The organism is Streptomyces fractus (genome assembly GCF_049844455.1).
GTDB lineage: Bacteria > Actinomycetota > Actinomycetes > Streptomycetales > Streptomycetaceae > Streptomyces > Streptomyces fractus.
The window spans coordinates 8,470,930-8,489,533 of the sequence record NZ_JBMYHI010000002.1; the positions used below are offsets into that span (position 1 = coordinate 8,470,930).

At 63.1% G+C, this 18,604-nt stretch carries 13 protein-coding genes and 2 pseudogenes; 1 reads left to right on the forward strand and 14 read right to left on the reverse strand.

Going from position 1 to position 18,604, the window contains the following annotated elements; genetic code table 11:
• Positions 1 to 229: 229 nt before the first annotated feature.
• From ACP4E5_RS40520 to ACP4E5_RS40570, 11 genes and pseudogenes are all read right to left on the reverse strand, one after another.
• Positions 230 to 1,024 carry an enoyl-CoA hydratase/isomerase family protein gene (locus ACP4E5_RS40520; RefSeq protein ID WP_425838431.1) on the reverse strand — a complete coding sequence of 265 codons (795 nt, stop codon included), beginning with the start codon at positions 1,022 to 1,024 and terminating at the stop codon, positions 230 to 232.
• Between the two features lie 77 nt (positions 1,025 to 1,101).
• Positions 1,102 to 2,238, reverse strand: a complete 1,137-nt coding sequence (locus ACP4E5_RS40525) for a thiolase family protein (RefSeq protein ID WP_425838433.1) — start codon at positions 2,236 to 2,238, stop codon at positions 1,102 to 1,104.
• 524 nt (positions 2,239 to 2,762) lie between these two features.
• On the reverse strand, positions 2,763 to 3,671 hold the full coding sequence (locus ACP4E5_RS40530; RefSeq protein WP_425838436.1) for an SDR family oxidoreductase: 909 nt from the start codon (positions 3,669 to 3,671) through the stop codon (positions 2,763 to 2,765).
• Positions 3,672 to 3,741: 70 nt separating this feature from the next.
• Positions 3,742 to 4,947, reverse strand: coding sequence for an acyl-CoA dehydrogenase family protein (locus tag ACP4E5_RS40535; RefSeq protein ID WP_425838438.1), 1,206 nt, complete (start codon positions 4,945 to 4,947; stop codon positions 3,742 to 3,744).
• 23 nt (positions 4,948 to 4,970) lie between these two features.
• Positions 4,971 to 6,161 (reverse strand): CaiB/BaiF CoA transferase family protein, encoded by a 1,191-nt coding sequence (locus ACP4E5_RS40540; protein WP_425838441.1) that lies wholly within the window; start codon positions 6,159 to 6,161, stop codon positions 4,971 to 4,973.
• Positions 6,162 to 6,329: 168 nt separating this feature from the next.
• Positions 6,330 to 6,800: a citrate/2-methylcitrate synthase gene (locus ACP4E5_RS40545; RefSeq protein ID WP_425838444.1), complete on the reverse strand. Its 471-nt coding sequence runs from the start codon at positions 6,798 to 6,800 to the stop codon at positions 6,330 to 6,332.
• Positions 6,773 to 7,123 carry a citrate synthase family protein gene (locus tag ACP4E5_RS40550; RefSeq protein ID WP_425838447.1) on the reverse strand — a complete coding sequence of 117 codons (351 nt, stop codon included), beginning with the start codon at positions 7,121 to 7,123 and terminating at the stop codon, positions 6,773 to 6,775. Before ACP4E5_RS40550 ends, ACP4E5_RS40545 begins: the two co-directional genes overlap by 28 nt.
• Before the next feature lie 1,547 nt (positions 7,124 to 8,670).
• Positions 8,671 to 9,429, reverse strand: coding sequence for an IclR family transcriptional regulator (locus ACP4E5_RS40555; protein ID WP_425838450.1), 759 nt, complete (start codon positions 9,427 to 9,429; stop codon positions 8,671 to 8,673).
• Positions 9,430 to 9,940: 511 nt separating this feature from the next.
• Positions 9,941 to 10,330 (reverse strand): annotated as a pseudogene (locus ACP4E5_RS40560) (transposase); the annotation flags it as partial.
• 21 nt (positions 10,331 to 10,351) lie between these two features.
• Positions 10,352 to 11,587, reverse strand: coding sequence for an IS110 family RNA-guided transposase (locus tag ACP4E5_RS40565; RefSeq protein ID WP_425824954.1), 1,236 nt, complete (start codon positions 11,585 to 11,587; stop codon positions 10,352 to 10,354).
• A 455-nt stretch (positions 11,588 to 12,042) separates the two neighbouring features.
• Positions 12,043 to 12,855 (reverse strand): annotated as a pseudogene (locus ACP4E5_RS40570) (IS110 family transposase); the annotation flags it as partial.
• A gap of 590 nt (positions 12,856 to 13,445) precedes the next feature.
• Here ACP4E5_RS40570 and ACP4E5_RS40575 point away from each other — a divergent pair.
• Positions 13,446 to 13,628, forward strand: coding sequence for a hypothetical protein (locus ACP4E5_RS40575; protein WP_425838452.1), 183 nt, complete (start codon positions 13,446 to 13,448; stop codon positions 13,626 to 13,628).
• A gap of 380 nt (positions 13,629 to 14,008) precedes the next feature.
• Here the strand turns inward: ACP4E5_RS40575 and ACP4E5_RS40580 are convergent, their stop codons facing one another.
• The 3 genes from ACP4E5_RS40580 to ACP4E5_RS40590 form a co-directional block, all read right to left on the reverse strand.
• Positions 14,009 to 14,734 (reverse strand): nitroreductase, encoded by a 726-nt coding sequence (locus ACP4E5_RS40580; RefSeq protein ID WP_425838454.1) that lies wholly within the window; start codon positions 14,732 to 14,734, stop codon positions 14,009 to 14,011.
• A 270-nt stretch (positions 14,735 to 15,004) separates the two neighbouring features.
• Positions 15,005 to 16,207, reverse strand: a complete 1,203-nt coding sequence (locus ACP4E5_RS40585; protein WP_425838457.1) for a CaiB/BaiF CoA transferase family protein — start codon at positions 16,205 to 16,207, stop codon at positions 15,005 to 15,007.
• A gap of 549 nt (positions 16,208 to 16,756) precedes the next feature.
• Entirely contained in the window at positions 16,757 to 18,250 is a 1,494-nt protein-coding gene (locus ACP4E5_RS40590) for an MFS transporter (RefSeq protein WP_425838460.1), read from the reverse strand.
• Positions 18,251 to 18,604: the final 354 nt, after the last annotated feature.

Below are 18,604 nucleotides of genomic sequence, written 5' to 3' on the forward strand. Positions count from 1 at the left end.
CACACCAATGGCAGCAGCTCGCGGGGAGCCTCGTGAGCGCGACCGGGTGACAGACTTCAGGACGCCGCCCGCCAGGCGGCCTCGTCCCCGTCAGGCGTCAGCCACGGATACCCCTTCACCCCGCACCGGACGTGTACGAGGTCGTGGGCAAGGTGTTCCTCGTCGTCACCGACCCCGCAAGCACAGAGTCCTCGTCAGCGAACCGACGAGGACTCATGAACGATCGAGGCTAACGACCCTGCCAGACAGGCTTCCGCTTCTCCACGAACGCACGGCGGCCTTCCGTCGCATCTTCGGTGCGAAGGATCGCAGCTTGCTCCTCGTAGGTGATACGCCAGAAGTTCTCGTCAGGCTGGGAATCTCCCCCCACGCCGTAGGCGATTCGCTTGATGGCCTGAACCGCCAGGGGTGCGTTTCGATTAATGGTCTCGGCTACTTCGAGGGCGGCGTCCAGTACGTCCCGTTCTCCGTGAACCACCTCGTTGACGAGCCCGAGGCGCAGCGCCTCTTCGGCGTCGATCGTATCTCCGGAAAGCAAGAGTTTCATTGCTGATTTTCGAGGGAGCTCATTTGCGATGCGGAAACAGCCGCCTCCCGCTGCCAGGGTGCCAATCTTCACCTCCGGCAGACCGAATACTGCACTCTCATGCGCCACGGCGAGGTCGCTGGCAAGCAAGATTTCCATGCCACCGCCGAGCGCCAGGCCATTGACCGCTGCGATCGTTGGCTTGTTGATGAAGTGCCTGACATATCCGCCCCAGCCCCACGCCTTGTACTTTTCAGGCACTTCGGGCTTACCGGCCAGGGATTCCTTCAGGTCGGCGCCGGCACAGAAGGCGCGGCCCGAGCCTGTAATGATGACGGTGCGGACGTCATCATCAGCGGATGCATCCTCGAGCGCGTCGGCGATGGCTACGCCCATAGGCGTAGTCAGGGCGTTGAGCGCCGCAGGGCGGTTCAATGTCAGAACAAGGCTATGGCCGGATCGGTCGATCCTCAGTGGGTTCTCTTCGTCACGGGACACGCGGCAATGCTCCAATCCTGCACACATGGCGCGCGGGTCGTTCGGCGACCTGCGCTAACGGTCTAGAGGAAAATGGCTTAGCGTTCCAGAATGTGCACGACGCACACAGGGCCGATGCCCACCATGTGAGCCAGTCCAGTTCTGGCCCCCGGGTGCTGCCTGGCACCGGCCTCGCCCCGCAACTGGCGTGTGACCTCGGCGATTTGTCCGAGGCCGGTGGGACCCAGCGGATGCCCCATGGACAGCAGTCCGCCGGAGGTGCTGACGGCGTGCCGACCGCCGATATTGAACGCGCCCTTCTCGAGCTCAGCCGCCCCTGCCCCGGGAGGACAGAGCCCCATAGCCTCGACGAACAGCAACTCTTCAATGGCGAAGGCATCGTGCACCTCCACCACGTCCAGGTCCGCGGGCTCTCCACCCCACTCTTCGTACGCAGCCCGCGTGGCGGCAACTGTGAGAGCCACGTCGGCGTTTGCTCCGTCGAATGCCTGGTCGCTTACCGTTGCCGAGGCGGCGACACGCACCGCGCGATTGCCGGGCACGTGGTGCCGGCGGATCGCTTCTTCTGACATGACGATCACTGCCGCGGCGCCCTCGCCGAGCGGAGTGATCTGGTAGCTGTTCAGTGGCCCCGCGACGAAGGGAGGAGCCAGCACCTCTTCGAGACTTCGCTTCTTACGGCGTTGGGCGTAAGGGTTCAGCGCGCCGTTGCCGTGGTTCTTCTCCGCGACACGTCCGATCTGCTCCCTGGAGTAACCTGCCTCAGCGAGGTAACGCTCCGTCAACAGTGCGTATCGGGCGAACGGGATGTCGGACACCGGAGAGACCGGAGTGATGCCGGTGTCCGCCGCAGCGATCTTTCCCCGGACCTTGTCCACTCCGATTGCTATGGCGACGTCCGCGAGACCGCTGCCTACTTCCACGACGGCCTGGCGAAACGCAGTGGATCCCGTGGCTGACGCGTTCTCCACCTGGGAGACCCGAAGACCGGTCATCCCCAGGTACCTCAGCATTGGAACCCCCGCGGCCATACCCAGTCGCGCGGTCCCGACGAAGGCGGCCTCTACGGATGGCCACGTGATGCCGCCGTCGGCGAGAGCTTCGCGGACTGCATGCAGCCCAAGTTCAATGTACGAAGTGTCCGTCGGGTACTGATAGGGATGCAAGCCGATGCCAACAACAAATACTGGCCGGAGGTCGCTAATGAGCGCCATGCTGCTCCTCCAACTTGAAGATCACGTATGGCTCCCGGGAGGTATTACCCGCGTCACCCTCCACTCTCGTTCCAGGCTTCCAGCCAGTCTCAGTGGAGAGGAAGGAGTGAATTACTTGCCCGCTGTCGAGTTCAATTTCGCCCAGAACGAAGGGCACGGGCCACGTAGCATGGCGCTCAACAGTTGCAGAGCTTCGCAGGACCCCGCGTGCCGGGAATTTGGAATTGACGATTCCCCCTCGCGGAGCGCCACACCTTTCACAACCGAAGTCCTGTCGCGGGATGCCGCGTTGCCCGCATAGCCGGCAACCCCACCCGATCAGCAGGACACCGTCGTCACCCTTCTCCCAGATCGGAGAGCGTGCATGGGTTGCGGGCGCTGAGGCAGTGGAACTCTTGGGAGCGTCACGTGTTGGCGTGGATGGTGATTCCGATTCAGGCATGTCATTCCCTGGTCCGGCTGAGTTTCGAATCCGCAAGCGCAGATGCGGTTCGTATTTCCGACAGGTTCTTGCGAAAGCGCTCTCATACCATCTTCGGCGCCTCGGCGAGAGGCTCGGAAGGAACCTCGGCCAGAGCTTGCGAGATGCCAGAGACGTCCCACCGCCCACCGTTCTCAAAGTTGTCGACGAGGTGCCACCCCTCGTACACGCCGATGAAGTCACCCACCACTCGGAACATGTGACCGGTCATCGGACAGTCCGCACTCGCGAGATGAGTCACGAGGGGGGAGACATTCCCGGGGTGGTAAGGGTCGAAATCACGGCCCGACTCGGGCTCTGCGAGCCGCTCGCTCAGCCCGGGTGTTGCAAGGGTCGTCTGAGTCCGCGCGAATGGGGCGATGCCGTTGACCCGCGCGCCGATCCGCTTCAGCTCCTTCGACCAGACCTGTGTCATCGCTGCGATTCCGGCCTTTGCGGCGGCATAGTTCGTCTGTCCGACGCCAGGTTGCATCCCTGCCCCTGACGAGGTGTTGATGATTGCCCGGTCCGCGACGTTCGACTGCTTGGACTGTTCACGCCAGTAGCGCGCGGCGTGGTGGCTGACTGCGAAGGTGCCCCTGAGGTTGACGTCGATGACAGAGTCGAACTCTTCCTCAGTCATGTTGATCAGCATCCGGTCTCGCAGGATGCCCGCGTTGTTTACGACTACATGAAGGTCACCGAAGGCCTGTACCGCGGTATCAACCAGCCGCCGCGCTCCGGCGAAGTCACTGACGCTGTCAGTGTTCGCAACGGCTTGTCCACCCGCGGCCGTGATCTCCTTCACCACGTCGTGGGCAAGGCCGGAGCCGGCCCCGTTACCGGAGGCCGATCCGCCGACGTCGTTGACCACGACTCGCGCGCCTTCAGCGGCGAACAACAGGGCGTGCTCCCGGCCGAGCCCCTGCCCAGCTCCGGTGATAATCGCTATTCGACCGTCAAGGGCACCCATAATTCCACTTCTTTCCTCGGCTTCGCTGCGAGCCGCAAGCTGTATGTCTGCAGGCACTAACGGGTTTGTGTTACTTGGCGATGCCTATTGCCCGCGCAAGTACGGTGCGCTGGATCTGTGAGCTTCCTGCGGTGACGGTTGCTACTCGCGCCTCACGCCAGTATCGCTGCATGTCGTACTCCATCATGAAGCCGGCGCCGCCCATCAACTGCATTCCGGTGTTGGTGGCTCGTTGCAGTGCTTCAGACCCGAACAGCTTCGCCGCCGTCACCTCAGTGAATGCGGGAGATCCGGCATCAAGAAGACTCGCAGCCTTATAGGTCAGCAACCTGGCCGATTCCAGATCGCAGTACATGTCGGCAATTGGATGAGCGACTGCCTGGAATGCGCCAATCGGTCGATTGAACTGCTTACGGCCATTCACGTAGGCCTTAGTCATCTCGAACACCGTGCTGAGTGCACCGATGAAACCAGCACAGGTGAGAGCCCGCTCGAGTTCCAGGTTGGAGTGAAGAACGTCCCACCCTTGGTTCAGTGGCCCGAGCATCTGGTCGCGCTCGACATGGACGTTGTCGAAAAATACCTCGTTGGTCCCCAGCAGGTGTCGCCCTACAGTGCGCAACCGTCGGATTTCGATACCAGGTGAGTCGGCCGGGACCAGGAACATCGTCATTCCTGAATGGCGTTCGGCCTCGGGATCTGTTCGCGCAGTGACATGAAGGACGGAGTTGGGCAGACCGGCGCCTGTGGTGTACAGCTTCTGGCCGTTGATCACGAAGCCGCCGTCTTGCTCGCGGGCCGACGTCCGAATCGCGGCCGCGTCACTACCGGCCTCGGGTTCGGTCATGCAGATGCTGTAACGTTCTTCTCCGCGGATTGCCCGCGGAAGATGGTGACGCTTCTGCGCCTGAGTACCATTACGGAGAATGTTCATCGCCAGGAAAATTGTATTCCCGTAGCCGGCGGCGAGTTCCAGCCCTCGGCGGGCCAACTCCTCAGCGACGATAATCATTCCCGTGACGCCCTGGTCGCCACCGCCGTACTCTTCGGGAAGCGGAAGGCCGTAGTACCCGAGCGACGCCAACAGGTCATAGAGTTCTTTAGGATAGTGGGCGCGCTCGTCCCATTCCTTTACGCGCTCCTGCGGGGCCTCTTTGTCGATCAGCTCCCGCACTGCCGATCGCAGTGCGCGCTGATCATCAGTCTCATTGAAATCCATTTCGAATCCCCAATGTGTCGATTGTCCCTGCCCCACGATGCCGCTCCAGGAGAGCATCGTGGGGTTCCACTCCGAATGCGTCAATGAGCCGAGAACGCCCCTGCGCCGCGGAGTGCATCCATCTCGTCTGCCTGATAGCCCAGTTCTGTGAGGATTTCCTCGGTATCGGCCCCCAGGCGTGGCGCAGTCACTGTTTTCTGATTCACGAAGGAATGAGATGTAACGGGCATGCGCACTGACCTGTACTGCTGGCCGTCGCACTCACTTTCCACGAAACAGTCATTCTGATGGGCGTGTTCGCTGTCCATGACTTCGCTATGAGCGAGCACAGGGCCGGCCATTATGCCGCTGTCGCGAAATCGTGATGTCCACTCATCCCTGGATCGGGCACTGATCGCTTTCTGGAGTTCGATCCTCAGCGACGCCATGTTCTCTACTCGTGCAGGACCATCGGCGAATCGTGCATCGCAGGGCAGGTCCGGCCTCTCGATCGTTTCGCAGAAGAGGCGCCACTGCTCAGGGAGGTAGGCGGCCACCTCGACGTACCGCCCGTCGGATGTCTCGAACAGGTCTGTGGGATAGCCCAATGTTCCACCAGTATTTCCTGTTCTGGGGACATCGCTGCCTGTTGCGGACGCATGTACGAAGGCGGGACTTTGTAGAAATGTACTGACTTCATATAGGGAGGTGCTGAGGTGCTGCGGTTCACCTGTCATGTCCCGCATGCGGAGGGACGCCAGAATTCCCTGTGCGAGTGCCAAACCGGCTGCCGCGTCCACTACCTGAAAGCCGACTTTTACCGGAGGGCCGGCCGGGTCCCCAGTCGCCGCCATCATTCCGGTTTCGGCTTGAACGATCGCGTCGACCCCCCTTCGCTTGCTCCCTGACTCTCCCGCACCAAATCCGGACAGGGAGGCATAGATGAGGCGTGGTTGTACCTCCAGGAGGTCCTCGTACCCCAGCCCCATTCGTTCCATGGCTCCGGGGCTAAAACCTTGCACCACGATGTCGCTTCGCGAGACAAGCTTTCGGACGATTTCCCTGGACTCGGAGCGCTTCAGGTTCATCGCGATCGAACGCTTATTTCGGTTGTAAGCCAGGAACGTGGTTTTCAGTGAAGTGCCGAGACGCCTGGACAGTTCACCTTCGACCTGTTCGATCTTGATTACGTCGGCGCCCATATCCGCAAGCAGCATGGTTGCTGATGGACCCGCAATCAATTGCGTGAAATCGACGACTGTTACCCCTGAAAGCGGCATGACACTGCTCAACTGCAGACTCCATTTCTCACTGACGTTCTCTGGCCCGTGGTTTGTGGATGGAGGGGCAACAGGCGCCGTCATGTGCGAGTCAAGTTGCGCCCCAAAGAGAATCGGCGAATTCCGTGATTGTCCGCGGCCGCAATTCTGTGTGGCGGGCGGCATGCGCGATTTACGTCCTTACGCATCTTCCGGCATGGGGCCCGTGTATGTGATCTGGTCGACGGGAACGTGTCGCCACGTGTTTCCCTGTTCGATTTCTTCCAGGTAGTGAGCTGCAAGGCCGACTGTTCGTGGCGTGACAATCAGGGCACGCGCTACCTCGGGCTTGAGCCCGAGATCGAGCAGAAGGGCGGCTGAAGCACCGTCAATATTGGCGCCGATCCTGCGACCGACGGCCTCCGCCAGCTCGTTTTCGAGGTGGGTAAGCAGGGCGCAGTGATGCGAATAAACGCCCTCTTCCTTGGCGAGCTTCAGCAGAATGGGAGTCCGAAAATCTGGATTGTGCTGAGGGTGGCCGAACCCGTCGAGCGGTGACCGCTGTTCCTTGCTTTCAGCGACCATTTCCTTCGCCACACGCCGCAGCGCCTCGTCGGTGACTTCGCCCTCTGTGCTGACTCGCTTTACAACCGAGTGAAGGTTTGCCGCCAATTGCTCGCCGGCTCCCCCTGGATGTCCCCGAAAGTCAGCGCGCCCCCTGCGATGGCCGCCTGAATCGGAACCCCGTATGACGAGAGCAGCCTGGCAATGGTGCTGGAAGGCGCGACACCGTGATCCATCACGGAGACAAGGAGGGCTTCGAGGACCTTCGCCTGGCCACTGGTCGCACGCTTGCCGGCCAGGATCAGGTACGTCATCTCGGCAAAAGAAGCGTTGCCGATCAGGCCAGAAAGACGATGTCCCCTGATGATCACATCGTCCGGCTCGACCTTCGCGATTCCGGTTTCCCAGGAATTAGTGTCTCGTGCAACCATTCCGGCTCCTCGGTAGTAGTTCCCCAACGGTTCGTTCGATCGACGTGCATCGAGATTCTGCTGCCCCGTGAAATGCCGAGCGGGCCACGCAGGTCTCCGCGGTGCCCTCAGGGGGCGAAGTCGAGCGGTCCTGTTCGTCACGTTGTGCGGAAGGTCTCTGGGCGGGTGCTGGAGGTCGCATCCCGATGTGCCACTGTGTGGAACGATGTGCCGCTGTTCGGTACGCAGAACGTATGGGCTCGTTTGGTCGCCTGTCAAGGGATCTGAGCCTCGCGAAGATGTCGGCATAGGTAGAGGAGCGATGGCTCACGATGAGGACGTCTCGAAGCGGCGCGCTCGTGGGGCCTGGTGAAGTGGGTCGTCGATGCAATTTCGCGGGCGGGAACGCGATCAACGCCTGCGGAGTGATGGTTCATCGCGTCGAGCCTTCGGCGCACGGGCGTCGCTGGCCTACCTTCCGCATCCGACTTGCCTTACGCGCTCGTCGAGGGGCTGTCGGCGCAGGAGGCACCCCCTGTTCGCCGCCTGCTTCGACATGTCGGTGCGCGTCGCGCAAGCTTCAGCCCCTCCGTGCCTGTCACCGGATATCGCAGTGCTTGGCGGGGGAGCGGTGAGATGTCGCTTGGGGTGTAACCCTCTTCGTGGGTGGGCATTCTGCGGGCACAGGATCGTTCAACGTCTGGTGCCGGATGAGTCGTGGGACCTGTTCGATCGGGTGGTCACCCCGCTTCCATCTGGCCGCTGGGGAGCCGTCGGCGGCTTGGTCGCCACCACGATGGTTGGCGCCCGCTGATGCTTCCCTCTACGGGGCCATGCCCGGGCATGGGCCGGTCTCCACCTTTAGTCCTGGAGGAACTCGGCGCTCAGGGTGGACTGGCCGCGGTGCGCGATCATCACAGCGAATACGCAGGCGCAGGGTGTATTCCGGTGAGGGCTGCAACACCCCATCGTCTGAAGGGGTGTCTGCTGGAGCGCTCGTGATGCGCCCGGGCTGAACGAGACTGTGGGGCATGAAGGAGCTGCGCCGGGAACGGGCTGCATACTTCGAGCTCCTGAGCAGGGCTGCAGCAACAGGGTGGCCTGCCGGATCGTCAGAGTGGAGCTCCGCGTTGGCAGGACAGGGCGCAGCGGTGACCGCTCGCGTGGCCATGGCCGCCTAGCGCTGCCTCGGGTCCGTAATCCGGCAGCGATGGGCGACCCATCCCGTTTCTTACCCAAGACGGGGCGCGTCCACTGCCTGGTCCTACCGCCCGCATGCCGCCCGGTCCCGGGTCGAAGTTCGGTACCAGCCTGCGTTCCGCGGCTGTGCCCCAGTTCGTGGTGCGGAGCCCGAAGCCCCTTGACCGACACCACACCGCTGGTTGGTGGGAATACTCGTCGCTCCCAGGCTCACGCGCACGTCACGCCGGGCATCAAGTGCCTCAGCGCAGAGCGATGGTGTCCAGGGCCGGCGAGGAGCGACCAGCATCGACTGGATGCTCATCTGTTGCCGGAGGGTCGATGAACGAGGTGACGTCTGATGCACGCCTGGTCTTGGAGGGCGCTGCTTACCGCTCTTCGCCGAAGTGCTGGGCAATGGTGAGCGCGGCTTCGACAACCAAGCCCCCGTATCGAGCCTCCAGGGCAGGCGACATCCGGTGAGCTGGCGTGGAGACGCCAATGCCGGCAATGCCCACCCCGCCCACGAGGATCGGTGCCGCAACGGCGTGGACGCCCTCGCGCAACTGCCCTTCACTCGCGGCGTAGCCCCGCACTCTGACTTGACCAATCGCAGCTTCCAGCTCTGCCGGCTTCGTGATCGTGTGCGGAGTGTACGCGGTCAATCCGCGTGCGATCAGACCATGGATTGCCTCGTCCGACTGCGTTGAGAGCAACGCGAGCCCATTGGTGGACGCGTGAAGCGGAAACACATCACCCGGAGATACGTGGGCGCGCACCGGCTGGGGGCTGTCGAGGCACTCAAGGACAATGACCACATCTCCCTTCGGAGTTACGAGATGGACGGTCTCTTGCGTTTCCTGGCGAAGCTTCTCCATCACTGGCAATGCAGTAGCACGCAGGTCATTGCCCACCTGGTGGCGTTGGCCCAGGCGAAACATCTTCGGCGTGAGTGTCCACTGCGTCGTGTCGCCGCGAACGTCCACTACCCAGCCACCCTCCTTCAGTGTGACCAGCATCCGCTGTACAGAGCTCTTAGGGAGTCCGAGCCTCCTGGCCAACTCTGAAACGCCCAGTAGGTCAGGATCGGAGAGCTGCTCCAGCACGCGCATTGCCGTCAACACACTTCTCACGCCGGCGACAGTCATCCGACCCCTCTCAGACCTGTGAGTACCTGCATCCGCCTGAGCGTACCACTGTGCGGAACGGGTGCTTCGTGACCCGCTGCGTGGAACGAGCGCTCCGCCCGGCCAGCGGTGAGGCACAAGTGATACTGGAATCGCGACGCTTCGGTGATGCGTTCTCCACCGTAGTCAGTGCTGTCAGCCGCCTGCACGGAGAGTTGGCAGATCCCGAAGCAAGCCGGATGACGCACGACGAGGGCGAGGCGTTTGTCGGGGCTGAAGGACGCGAGGTGCTGTGTCTGCTTCTCCAGGCACACTGCGATCTGAGGTCCCGCCCCGAGAGGGAAGAGGAGCCCTGCGTGCTGGTGGACGGTGCCGAAGGACGACATGGGGTTCGTATCGGGCCGGGGGCCCTGCCTCATTGGCCCGGCAGCCCCGATGTCGCAATGTGGTCGGCGGGCACCTGATGGCGATCCTCTACGGCCGCGCCGAGTCGTCGTGTCAGCGGAGCGGGGGGGTGTCTCTATGTCCTTGGTCAAGCTGTGCGTGGGGTTCGGGGTTCGTAGTAGGTGCCGTCGCGGAGCATCGCGAAGAGCACGTTGATGCGTTGTCGGGCGAGGCGGAGGAGGGCTTGGGTGTGGGTCTTTCCTCTGGCCCGGCATTTGTCGTAGTAGGTGCGGGAGGCGGGGTCGTGCAGGGCGGCGAACGCGGAGAGGAACATGGCGCGTTTGAGGACGCGGTTGCCGCCTCTGGGGGCGTGTTCGCCGTGGATCGAGGTGCCCGACGTCTTCGTGGTCGGGGCGAGGCCGGCGTAGGAGGCGAGGTGTCCTGCGGTGGGGAAGCTGGTGCCGTCGCCGACGGTGACCAGCAAGGTGGCGGCGGTCCTGACCGCGACTCCCGGGATCGAGGTCAGGACCTGGGAAAGACATCTCACGGCTTGAAGCCGTCAAGCGGAAACGGCTTGGGGTAAGGGGGTGAAGGCATGTTGTTCGTCGAACGGAATGTTCTGCTGGAGGCAGTGATAGAGCTGGCCGAGCATGCGGTTGAAAAGGTTGCGCTGCGCCGATGCGTGCCAGTCGCCGTGCTCACGTCGGCGCCGGTAGTGCGCCTGAGCGCCGGGCGAGGCGGTGATCGCGGCGAACGCCCACAGGTAGCCCGCGTGGATGAGTCGGTCATTCTTGACGAACCGGCGGCCGACGTGGCGCTTCTTGCCAGAGGCCCGGGTGACCGGGGCCGATCCGGCGTATGACTTCAAGGCCCGTGCGTCGGCGAACCGGCTGCGGTCGTCGCCGACTTCGGCCAGGACCCGGGCGCCGAGGAGTGAGCCCAGCCCAGGGAAACTGGTGATCACCTCAGCGTCCGGGTGCTGGTGGAAAGACGCCTCGACCGCCTCGGCGAGGTCGTCTGCGGCCTGTGCCGCTGCGTCGAGCTGCCCGAGCAGGGCCAGCATCTGCCGTCCGAGGGCCTCTTCCACCAGGGGTGACTGATGGGCGTACTCGGCCCGGAAAATTGTCTGGAGGCGCTGGGTCTCGGCGGTGGTATATCGCCGACGGCCGGCCCGCTTGAGGGCGGCCTGAATCTGTGTCTTGGTCAGCCTAGCGGCGGCAGTCGGGGTGGGAGCCAGAGCCAGGACGGCGCGGGCCTCCGGGTGGGCCAGGCCACGTTTGCGGCCGGTGGCGAACGCGGCGAGGGCCGCCGGGTAATACTCGCGCAGCAGCGAGCGCAGCTGGTTGGCGTGCTGCTGGCGGCTCCAGACGGCATCCTGCTGGGCGCGGGCCAACACGGCGATGGAACGCGCGAGTTCGCTGTCGGCGGGCAGTGGCCGATGCATGTGCAGGTCGGTGCGCAAGATGTTGGCCAGCACCAGGGCGTCGCCGGGGTCAGACTTCTTGCGCGAGACGCTGTGCCGGTCGCGGTAGCGGGCGGCGGCGAGCGGGTTGATCGCGAAGACCTGCCGCTTGACAGTGCGCAGCACCGCAACCAGCAGGCCGCGGGAGGTCTCGATCGCCACGGGTATCGGTGTGTCAGGGCTGTCTCCGTGCTCGGTGAGCAGATCCAGCAGTTGTTGGTAGCCGGCCGTGTCGTCGGTGATGCGGGTCTTGGCGAGCACCGAGCCCAAGTCGTCGATCAGGGCGACGTCGTGGTGGGTTTCGGCCCAGTCGATCCCGCAGAACACGTTCATGTTCATGCCTTTCGTCCGGTCGTTCGCGCTGGTGGCGAGCGCAAGCGGGTCACGCGGCTCCCTAATGCCAGGACTCCTCGGTCCGCCATCTCACTAGCCGTTCGTGACACCAGCGCACCGCACGGGCCCCGTTCTTGCCCAGAGCTCACCGGCTCGCGGGGAAAGGCAAGAGGTCACCGTGCGGCGGGCTCGCACCACGATGTTCAACGCGTACCGCCGGCCGGGAAGTTTCGCGGCGGCCGGAGAGCACCGGGAGCTCCCGGTCTTTCCATAGGCATCACAGTGCCGCAGAGGGTTCGGAGTCACCCCGGTGCCCACCGCACCGCCACGAAGCTCACCACCGGAACAGAGTCGCTCTTCTTTGAGACCCCACAGGTCACGGAGACAAGGGCACCCAGTCCCAACTGTCAGACTGCACTCGCTTCTCTAGGCGGGTGCGGACCTTCACACCGCATTAGAGGGTGTGCCTCCAGCAGGGTGCTGATCTGCGCTTCTGTGGCCCGGCGTTGTTCGTGGACGGTGCCGAGCGAGCGGGCCAGGGAGGGGATGACGATGTCGAGGGTGCCGGTGCCTGGAACGACGACGGTCTGTTCGTCGAGTGCGTCGAAGACGTCGTCGATCAGCCGCGTCGCCATGCGGGGGGCCTTCGGGCGGATTGCCTCGACGAGTTTGCGGCGTCCGGCTTTGCGCAGGGCGGCGGGCGATCCGTAGCGTTCCAGCAGCCAGGTGATGGCCTGGTGGTCCAGACGCGGTCCGAGGACGCGTTCCAGGCTGGGGTGGAACTGGGTGAGCAGGCCGCGGATGCGGTTGCTGGTGCGGGTGGCCTCGGCGGCGAGGTCTTGGTCGAAGCCGACCAGGACGGTCAGTTCGGCGGTGATCTCGTCGGTCAGCTGAAGCGAGCGCAGGGTATGCGGCATGGTGCGGGCGGCGTCCGCGATGACCGCGGCGTCACGGGCGTCGGTCTTCGCCTCACCCGGATACAGATCAGCGATCCGCCGCATGGCCAGGCCGGGCAGGTAAGCGACCTTGCAGTCCGTGTCCCGGGCGACGGTCAACGGGAGGGCGCCGATCGAGGCGGGCTGGTCCACCACGACGAGGACGGTGCCGAACTTGGCCTTCAGTTTCTCGAAGACCTGCCGCAGCTTCGGTTCGGTGTTGGGGAGTTGCTTGTCGAAGACCTTCTTGCCGGCCGGGGTGAGGCCGTGGCCGTGGTGAGTGCTCTTGCCGACATCCAGGCCCAGGAAGACGCCTATCTCGTCGTAGTCCATCAAGCCGTCCTCCCGAACGGGATTGTGCGGTGCTGGCCTGGGCGTTGGCGTCGTGCGCGCATCCACGTTATGCAGGCCTACCGCCTTCGAGGTGCCGGGCGTTGCGCTCGGCGGGACGGTGGCCGGGTCTCTCATCAGCGTCTCCAACGGCGCCTCTCGGGCCCGGTGGCACCACCCCCCAGGTCATCGGTTCGACAGGGGGGGGAACAGTCATGCCGGGCCCGGAGGCCAGCGGCCCTCTTGCAGGACCGCGAAGACCATAACGGGGGCAGCCGGACAGCGTGAGCCTCATCGGCTGGATCGGACTGGCGCACCGCGTGGGCCGGCCTGCTGGAGCAAGTCCCTTCTCTGACCGTGTAGATCGCGCGGTCGAGCAATCTGACGGACGCGAAGGCAATGCCGGGTGAGAGATCGCCCGGACGGGCTGTGATGCGACGAGGGCTTCGCCGGCTGGTACTCGCGCGAGGAACGACCGGGCCTTTCCGGCAGGCCGCTGAGGCGGTCCGCTGCCCGCGTCGACTTCAAGTACGTGATGGTCATGGAGCTGGACGATCCTGGCTTGCATCACAGCGTGCCGGCCGACTTCCGCGATGGTCGCGTTGGAGGCGATCGTGCTGACCGTCTCCTCGACCTCGCGCTGGCTCGTCTCGAGCTGGCGCACCGACGTCAGCCGCGTCCTGGCCGCGGTGCTGGATCTGGCCCGTTGCGGCCGGTCGGTCCGTCTGGGCAAGAAACCAACCAAGCTCAAGAGCAGGACCTGCCACCGGAAATGATGCCTTCCGGCTCCGGGAACCGGCCGCGCGGTCTGTGCCGTGCCGGTAGAGGACGTCGGCTACACCTCTCTGTCTCGCCTGGAAAAAGCCACTCGTGGACACCGGTTCACCAAGAGCCAGTGCCAAGCTGCGTGGTTCGCTCCGGAGTGGAGAGCACAGTCAGTCAATTCGACCGCGGGCACGGCATGCGCCACTGCCACTCCCGAAGCCGGCCGAACGCCCATCTGCAACACGTCTTCCCGGCTATTGCGGTGAACGTCGACCCCCTCAGCGACCTGGAGCCGGCCGAGAAGCACTCACCGCGTTCAGCGGCCTTTTTCCAGACCCGGAGTCACGGCGAGAAGTTCCTGTCAGGGTGAGTGAGTTGACAGTAGGGGAAGTCACGCCCAGTGAGTGAAACTCTCAACTTCCTCCCGAGGGGTTTCCAGAGTGTTCACCAGCGCCGATTCGTCAGCGTAACCGAGGGACATGCCGCAAACCAGCACTTCATCAGATCCGGCCCCGATAAATGGCAGGATGACCTTTGGGTAATAGTTCCATGCCGCTTGCGGGCACGTATGTAGACCGCGCGCCCGCGCCAAGAGCATGATGTTCTGCAAAAACATTCCGTAGTCAAGCAGCGAGCCGCGGCCCATGACTTGATCAACGGTGAATATCAGCCCGACGGGGGCGTCGAAGAAGCGGTAATTGCGCTGGGACTGTGCGTGCATTTTCTCCTTCTCACCCTTGTTGATACCGAGAAGGCCGTACAAGCTCCAACCGTTCTGACGTCGACGGTCGATATACGGAGAGATCCATTTTTTCGGGTAGTAGTCGGATTCATCGCGGTATTCTGCCGACAGCGCAGGATCGGCATAGATGGCGTCGTCCACGGCACACACCTGCGCGGCGAGCTCGTCTCGCCGGGTGTCCTGGAGTACGTACACCTTCCAGGGCTGCGTATTCGTGCCTGACGCGGCATGGCGCGCGCCGCGAAGTATCTCTTCGATGTCGCTGCGGTCGACGGTCTTGTCGCGCAAGAAGGCTCGGCAAGAGAAGCGGCTCAGGATCGCACTCTCGACGCTTGCTGGATCCTGCACCATGGCCGTGACGCGAGGTGTGGTCACCGTGACCCTCCCGATGTCTCGTGGTCTGATTGTGGAACCTGTGGTTTCTGTTATCGAGTCAGGTACGGATCTCACCTCTGAAGAGATGCTAGAACTACGGGAGTTGGCGGGGGGTCAGGATGTGCGGACTTCGTGGTGTCTCGCGCGCGGGCCGATTTTGGCGGTTGAGGGGCGGAGGCGAAAACGCATCTCCATACTCATCGCAACTCCGGCGGATTCAGGGCTCTCCCCGAGGTGCCATCGTGGCTCAGCCCGCCATGCAAGGGGCGACTAAATGATTCCTGCCGTGCGTGCCGCGGCGATCTGGTCAGCCGAAAGGCCTGCAAGCTCACGCAGGACATCGTCCGTGTGTACACCCAGCTCAGGCGCCGGCTGCACTCGTGGTGCCGGCGTCCCGCTGAACCTGGGCTGCGGCGCCGGCATTTTCAACGGACCTAGCCTCGGGTCATCGACCGTGATGATGGTGCCTCGCGATTGGTATTGCGGGTCCGCGACAATATCCTCGATCGAGTATATAAGTGAATAGGCCAAGCCCTTTTCGTTAAATATGCGGCAAACCTCTGGAACGGGAAGTGACTTGATCCATTCCCCGACGGTCTTATTGATGGCCTCCACGTTCTCAACAGCCTTCGCGAGCGTCGTGAAGCGTTCGTCCTCAATCAGCTCGGGTATGACCTCGCACAAGCGGCGGTACATGCGTTCCGAGGAAACGGCAAACGCTATGTAGCGGCCGTCAATCGTTTCGAAATGATCGCTCGGGGCAGCGGAGAAATGTATGTTACCTGTGCGCTCCCGCTTCAGGCCCAGCTTGTCGTAGGCGGTCACCAGTATGTCGGTGAACCGGAAGACTGACTCATAGAGCGAGAGATCAATCTGTTGCCCACTTCCCCCGCGGTTGTCCCTATCGTATAGCGCCACCATGATTCCGAAGGCGCCAAAGAGCGCTGTCTGGTAGTCGGCGACCGCATTGCCCGGCCGTACCGGGGGCCGGTCAGGGAAACCAGAGATGTTCAGCGTCCCTCCCAGCGCGAGGGCCATGCGGTCATAGCCCGCGCGCGATGCGTAGGGGCCGGTCTGGCCGTATCCCGAAACACTGAGCATCACCAGCTGCGGGTTCACCTTCTCCAGCTCCTGCCAGGAAAGGTTCCAGCGCTCCAAGGTGCCGGGGCGGAAGTTTTCTACGAGTACATCGGCGTGCTTCACCAGCTCCTTGAGGATCCGCTGGCCCTCGAGCTGTCGCAGGTTGAGGGTGATGGACTTCTTATTGCGAGCCTCGACGTTCCACCACAGACCGTTGCCGCCTTCGCCCAACGGGCCGATGTGGCGGAGCGTATCTCCTCGACCCGGTTGTTCGACCTTGATCACCTCGGCGCCGAAGTCCGCGAGCAGAGTTGCGGCGACGGGCCCCGCCACCATCGTGCCGAGGTCGATCACCCGGATTCCTGACAGTGGTCCGTTGTCGTTCCGTTCCACGTTCTCCACTCCTTCATCGTCAGTGGTCGTCGTCTTGCAGTCGCGCCCCTGAACGCATCCCCGTGAGCTGCTGCTTTCTTGTGCGAGGTGAACTGTCGGCCGACCAGGCGAAGTCGTTCAGGGCTTGCTTGGTCCTGGTCGGCGAAGACTCACTCCCGAGGCGACTCTCGCGGCGGCGCTGAGTGCGTTGGCGATGCGCTCAGCGCCACCCCGCTTCGGCAGGCCACCCCTACTCGCGAGATGGGTACGCAGTATCGATCATGTTCCACTAGTCGGCACGCTGTACCGTTGCGCGGTACGGCCATCTTGAGGGTCGCGTCATCGCCTGTCAATGCACGCCTTGCTGCTGACCGAGTATGCAGGTGGCTTACCCGGAGCGCCGCGGCCGCTCTTGCTCGGTACTGTTGGCGGCCAGCGTCTGAGGCGCACTTATGGGGGTTCCATGTGCCGAACACCGGACAGCGGCGTCACCGTGAATCCACGGCGATCGATCTCTATAAGTGCCCCAGGAGGTGTTCGCGGCGGCCATTCGGCGGCCGGACCGGGGTGTCAATCCGAAGTTTCCCGGGCGCCGGCAGAGGCGTGACGTACTACAGGATTTCCGATTGAAGGTGCTGCCGCCCTCCCTCTCCATGCTGCAATCAGGAACATCATGCCGCCCACGGCAAACATCACTGATACGCCGGTCGGGCTGGATGATCCGGAAGAACTGACGAGAGCCAGTGCCATCACAGGGGCAAACCCGGCAGCCGCTGCGCCGCTTGCTTCTTTACCAACCCCCAGTCCCGTGGCGCGCGTATTGGTCGCGAACTGACGAGCCATGAAGGGGTTCGATGCAACCGAGAGCATTGGCGCAAGGATGCCGGTCCCGATTATCAGTGCGACCCAGATCCAAATAGAGGTCGCTGTATCGAGGAGCCAGAAGAACGGGAATGAGTAAACGATGACCAGAACGCCACCGATGGCGAGGATCCGCTGAACTGGCACTGCGTCGCAGAGCCGACCGCAGAGAGGCGTCCAAAGAATAGCGATCAGGCTGGCCAGGGTCACGCCGAAGCTACTAACTGCTCCTGTGACGTCGTGGAACTCGGCGAGGTACGAAATCGAGAACGTCTTCCACAGTGTCGCTACGAGCGAGTAACCGGCGTATGTAACAAGCACAATGACCAGGCCCTTCCGGTCAGACTTGAACAAGTCTGCCAGGACCCGGAACCAGCTCCGTCGTGTCTCTTGGGTAGGCATGGACGTGAACTCGGGACTTTCCGGGAGCTTCCTCCGAATGATGTACCCGGCGATGGTCAGACCGAAGCTGGCCACGAACGGGATGCGCCATCCCCAGGAGTAGAAAAAGTCATTGCCGATCAAGGACAGTCCCGCAACCGCAAGCGATGAAGTGAATACTCCCAGATTGACGCCGAGCGTTGGCAGTGAACCGAACCGTCCGAGCCTTCCCTTATTGGCATGCTCATAGGACATGGATATCGCGGAACTGAACTCCGCACCCGCACCGACTCCTTGGATGATGCGGAGCACGACTAGCAGGATCGGGGCTGCCACACCGATGGAGGCATGAGAGGGGAGCAGTCCCATCAGCCCAGAGGATGTGCCCATCAGGATAAGACTCCATGACAGGACGGTCTTGCGGCCGAACTTGTCGCCCATGATGCCGAAAACCAAGCCCGCGAAGGGGCGAGCCAGAAATCCTACGCCGAAACTTGCGAGGCCGGCCATCGCGCTTGCGACGGAGTTGTCCGAAGGGAAGAACGTCGGGCCGATCACCAGTGCGGCCATGGACGCATAAAGGTAGAAGTCGAAATACTCAAGAGTCGTGCCTACTACGATTGCTGCGCCGACGCGCTTGTTGGACGACTTGGCGTCCGGCTTGGCCGCACGCGAAAAGAACCGATCATTCACTAGGTGCACCTTCCGGTGGGTCCAGATCGGAATTAGGTTGAGGGTCGTGCGATCGAAGGTGTGCCGCACAGTGGAACGACGTGTCGCGCCTTGAAACGTCATGGTGGAGATCGCATCGTTGGCTGTCAATGGAACGGACGAAATGGGGCTCGGTTGTTCTCGGTGCTGCCAGCGAGAAGGGCTGTCGTGAACTTGCAGTTCAAGGTGTGGTGTGCGGGGCGGGGGAGGGGAGTCGCTCGGGCAGGTCCGACGTGATAGCTCGTAGCGTCGGAGCTTCGATGCGGGCCCTGCCGGGGCGTTCGAGGAACGACCGCCTGCCACCGGGCAGGCTCGACGTTCGACGAGATCTACGAGCGCCATCTGGAGTCGGTTGACGCCGTCGTGCTTCCAGTGCCGCGCATCGTGGCGTATGTGGACGTCCTCGTCGCGCGTTACCCAGACGACTCCGATCGGAACGTCGTCTGGGCGTCGACACTGGTGAAT

Bases quoted from the DNA above. Each gene is read 5' to 3' on its own strand.
- ACP4E5_RS40525 (WP_425838433.1), bottom strand. From the start codon at position 2,238: ATGGCGCTCATTAGCGACCTCCGGCCAGTATTTGTTGTTGGCATCGGC.
- ACP4E5_RS40550 (WP_425838447.1), bottom strand. From the start codon at position 7,123: ATGGTTGCACGAGACACTAATTCCTGGGAAACCGGAATCGCGAAGGTC.
- ACP4E5_RS40555 (WP_425838450.1), bottom strand. From the start codon at position 9,429: ATGACTGTCGCCGGCGTGAGAAGTGTGTTGACGGCAATGCGCGTGCTG.
- ACP4E5_RS40565 (WP_425824954.1), bottom strand. From the start codon at position 11,587: ATGAACGTGTTCTGCGGGATCGACTGGGCCGAAACCCACCACGACGTC.
- ACP4E5_RS40575 (WP_425838452.1), top strand. From the start codon at position 13,446: ATGGTCGCGTTGGAGGCGATCGTGCTGACCGTCTCCTCGACCTCGCGC.
- ACP4E5_RS40530 (WP_425838436.1), bottom strand. From the start codon at position 3,671: ATGGGTGCCCTTGACGGTCGAATAGCGATTATCACCGGAGCTGGGCAG.
- ACP4E5_RS40535 (WP_425838438.1), bottom strand. From the start codon at position 4,947: ATGCTCTCCTGGAGCGGCATCGTGGGGCAGGGACAATCGACACATTGG.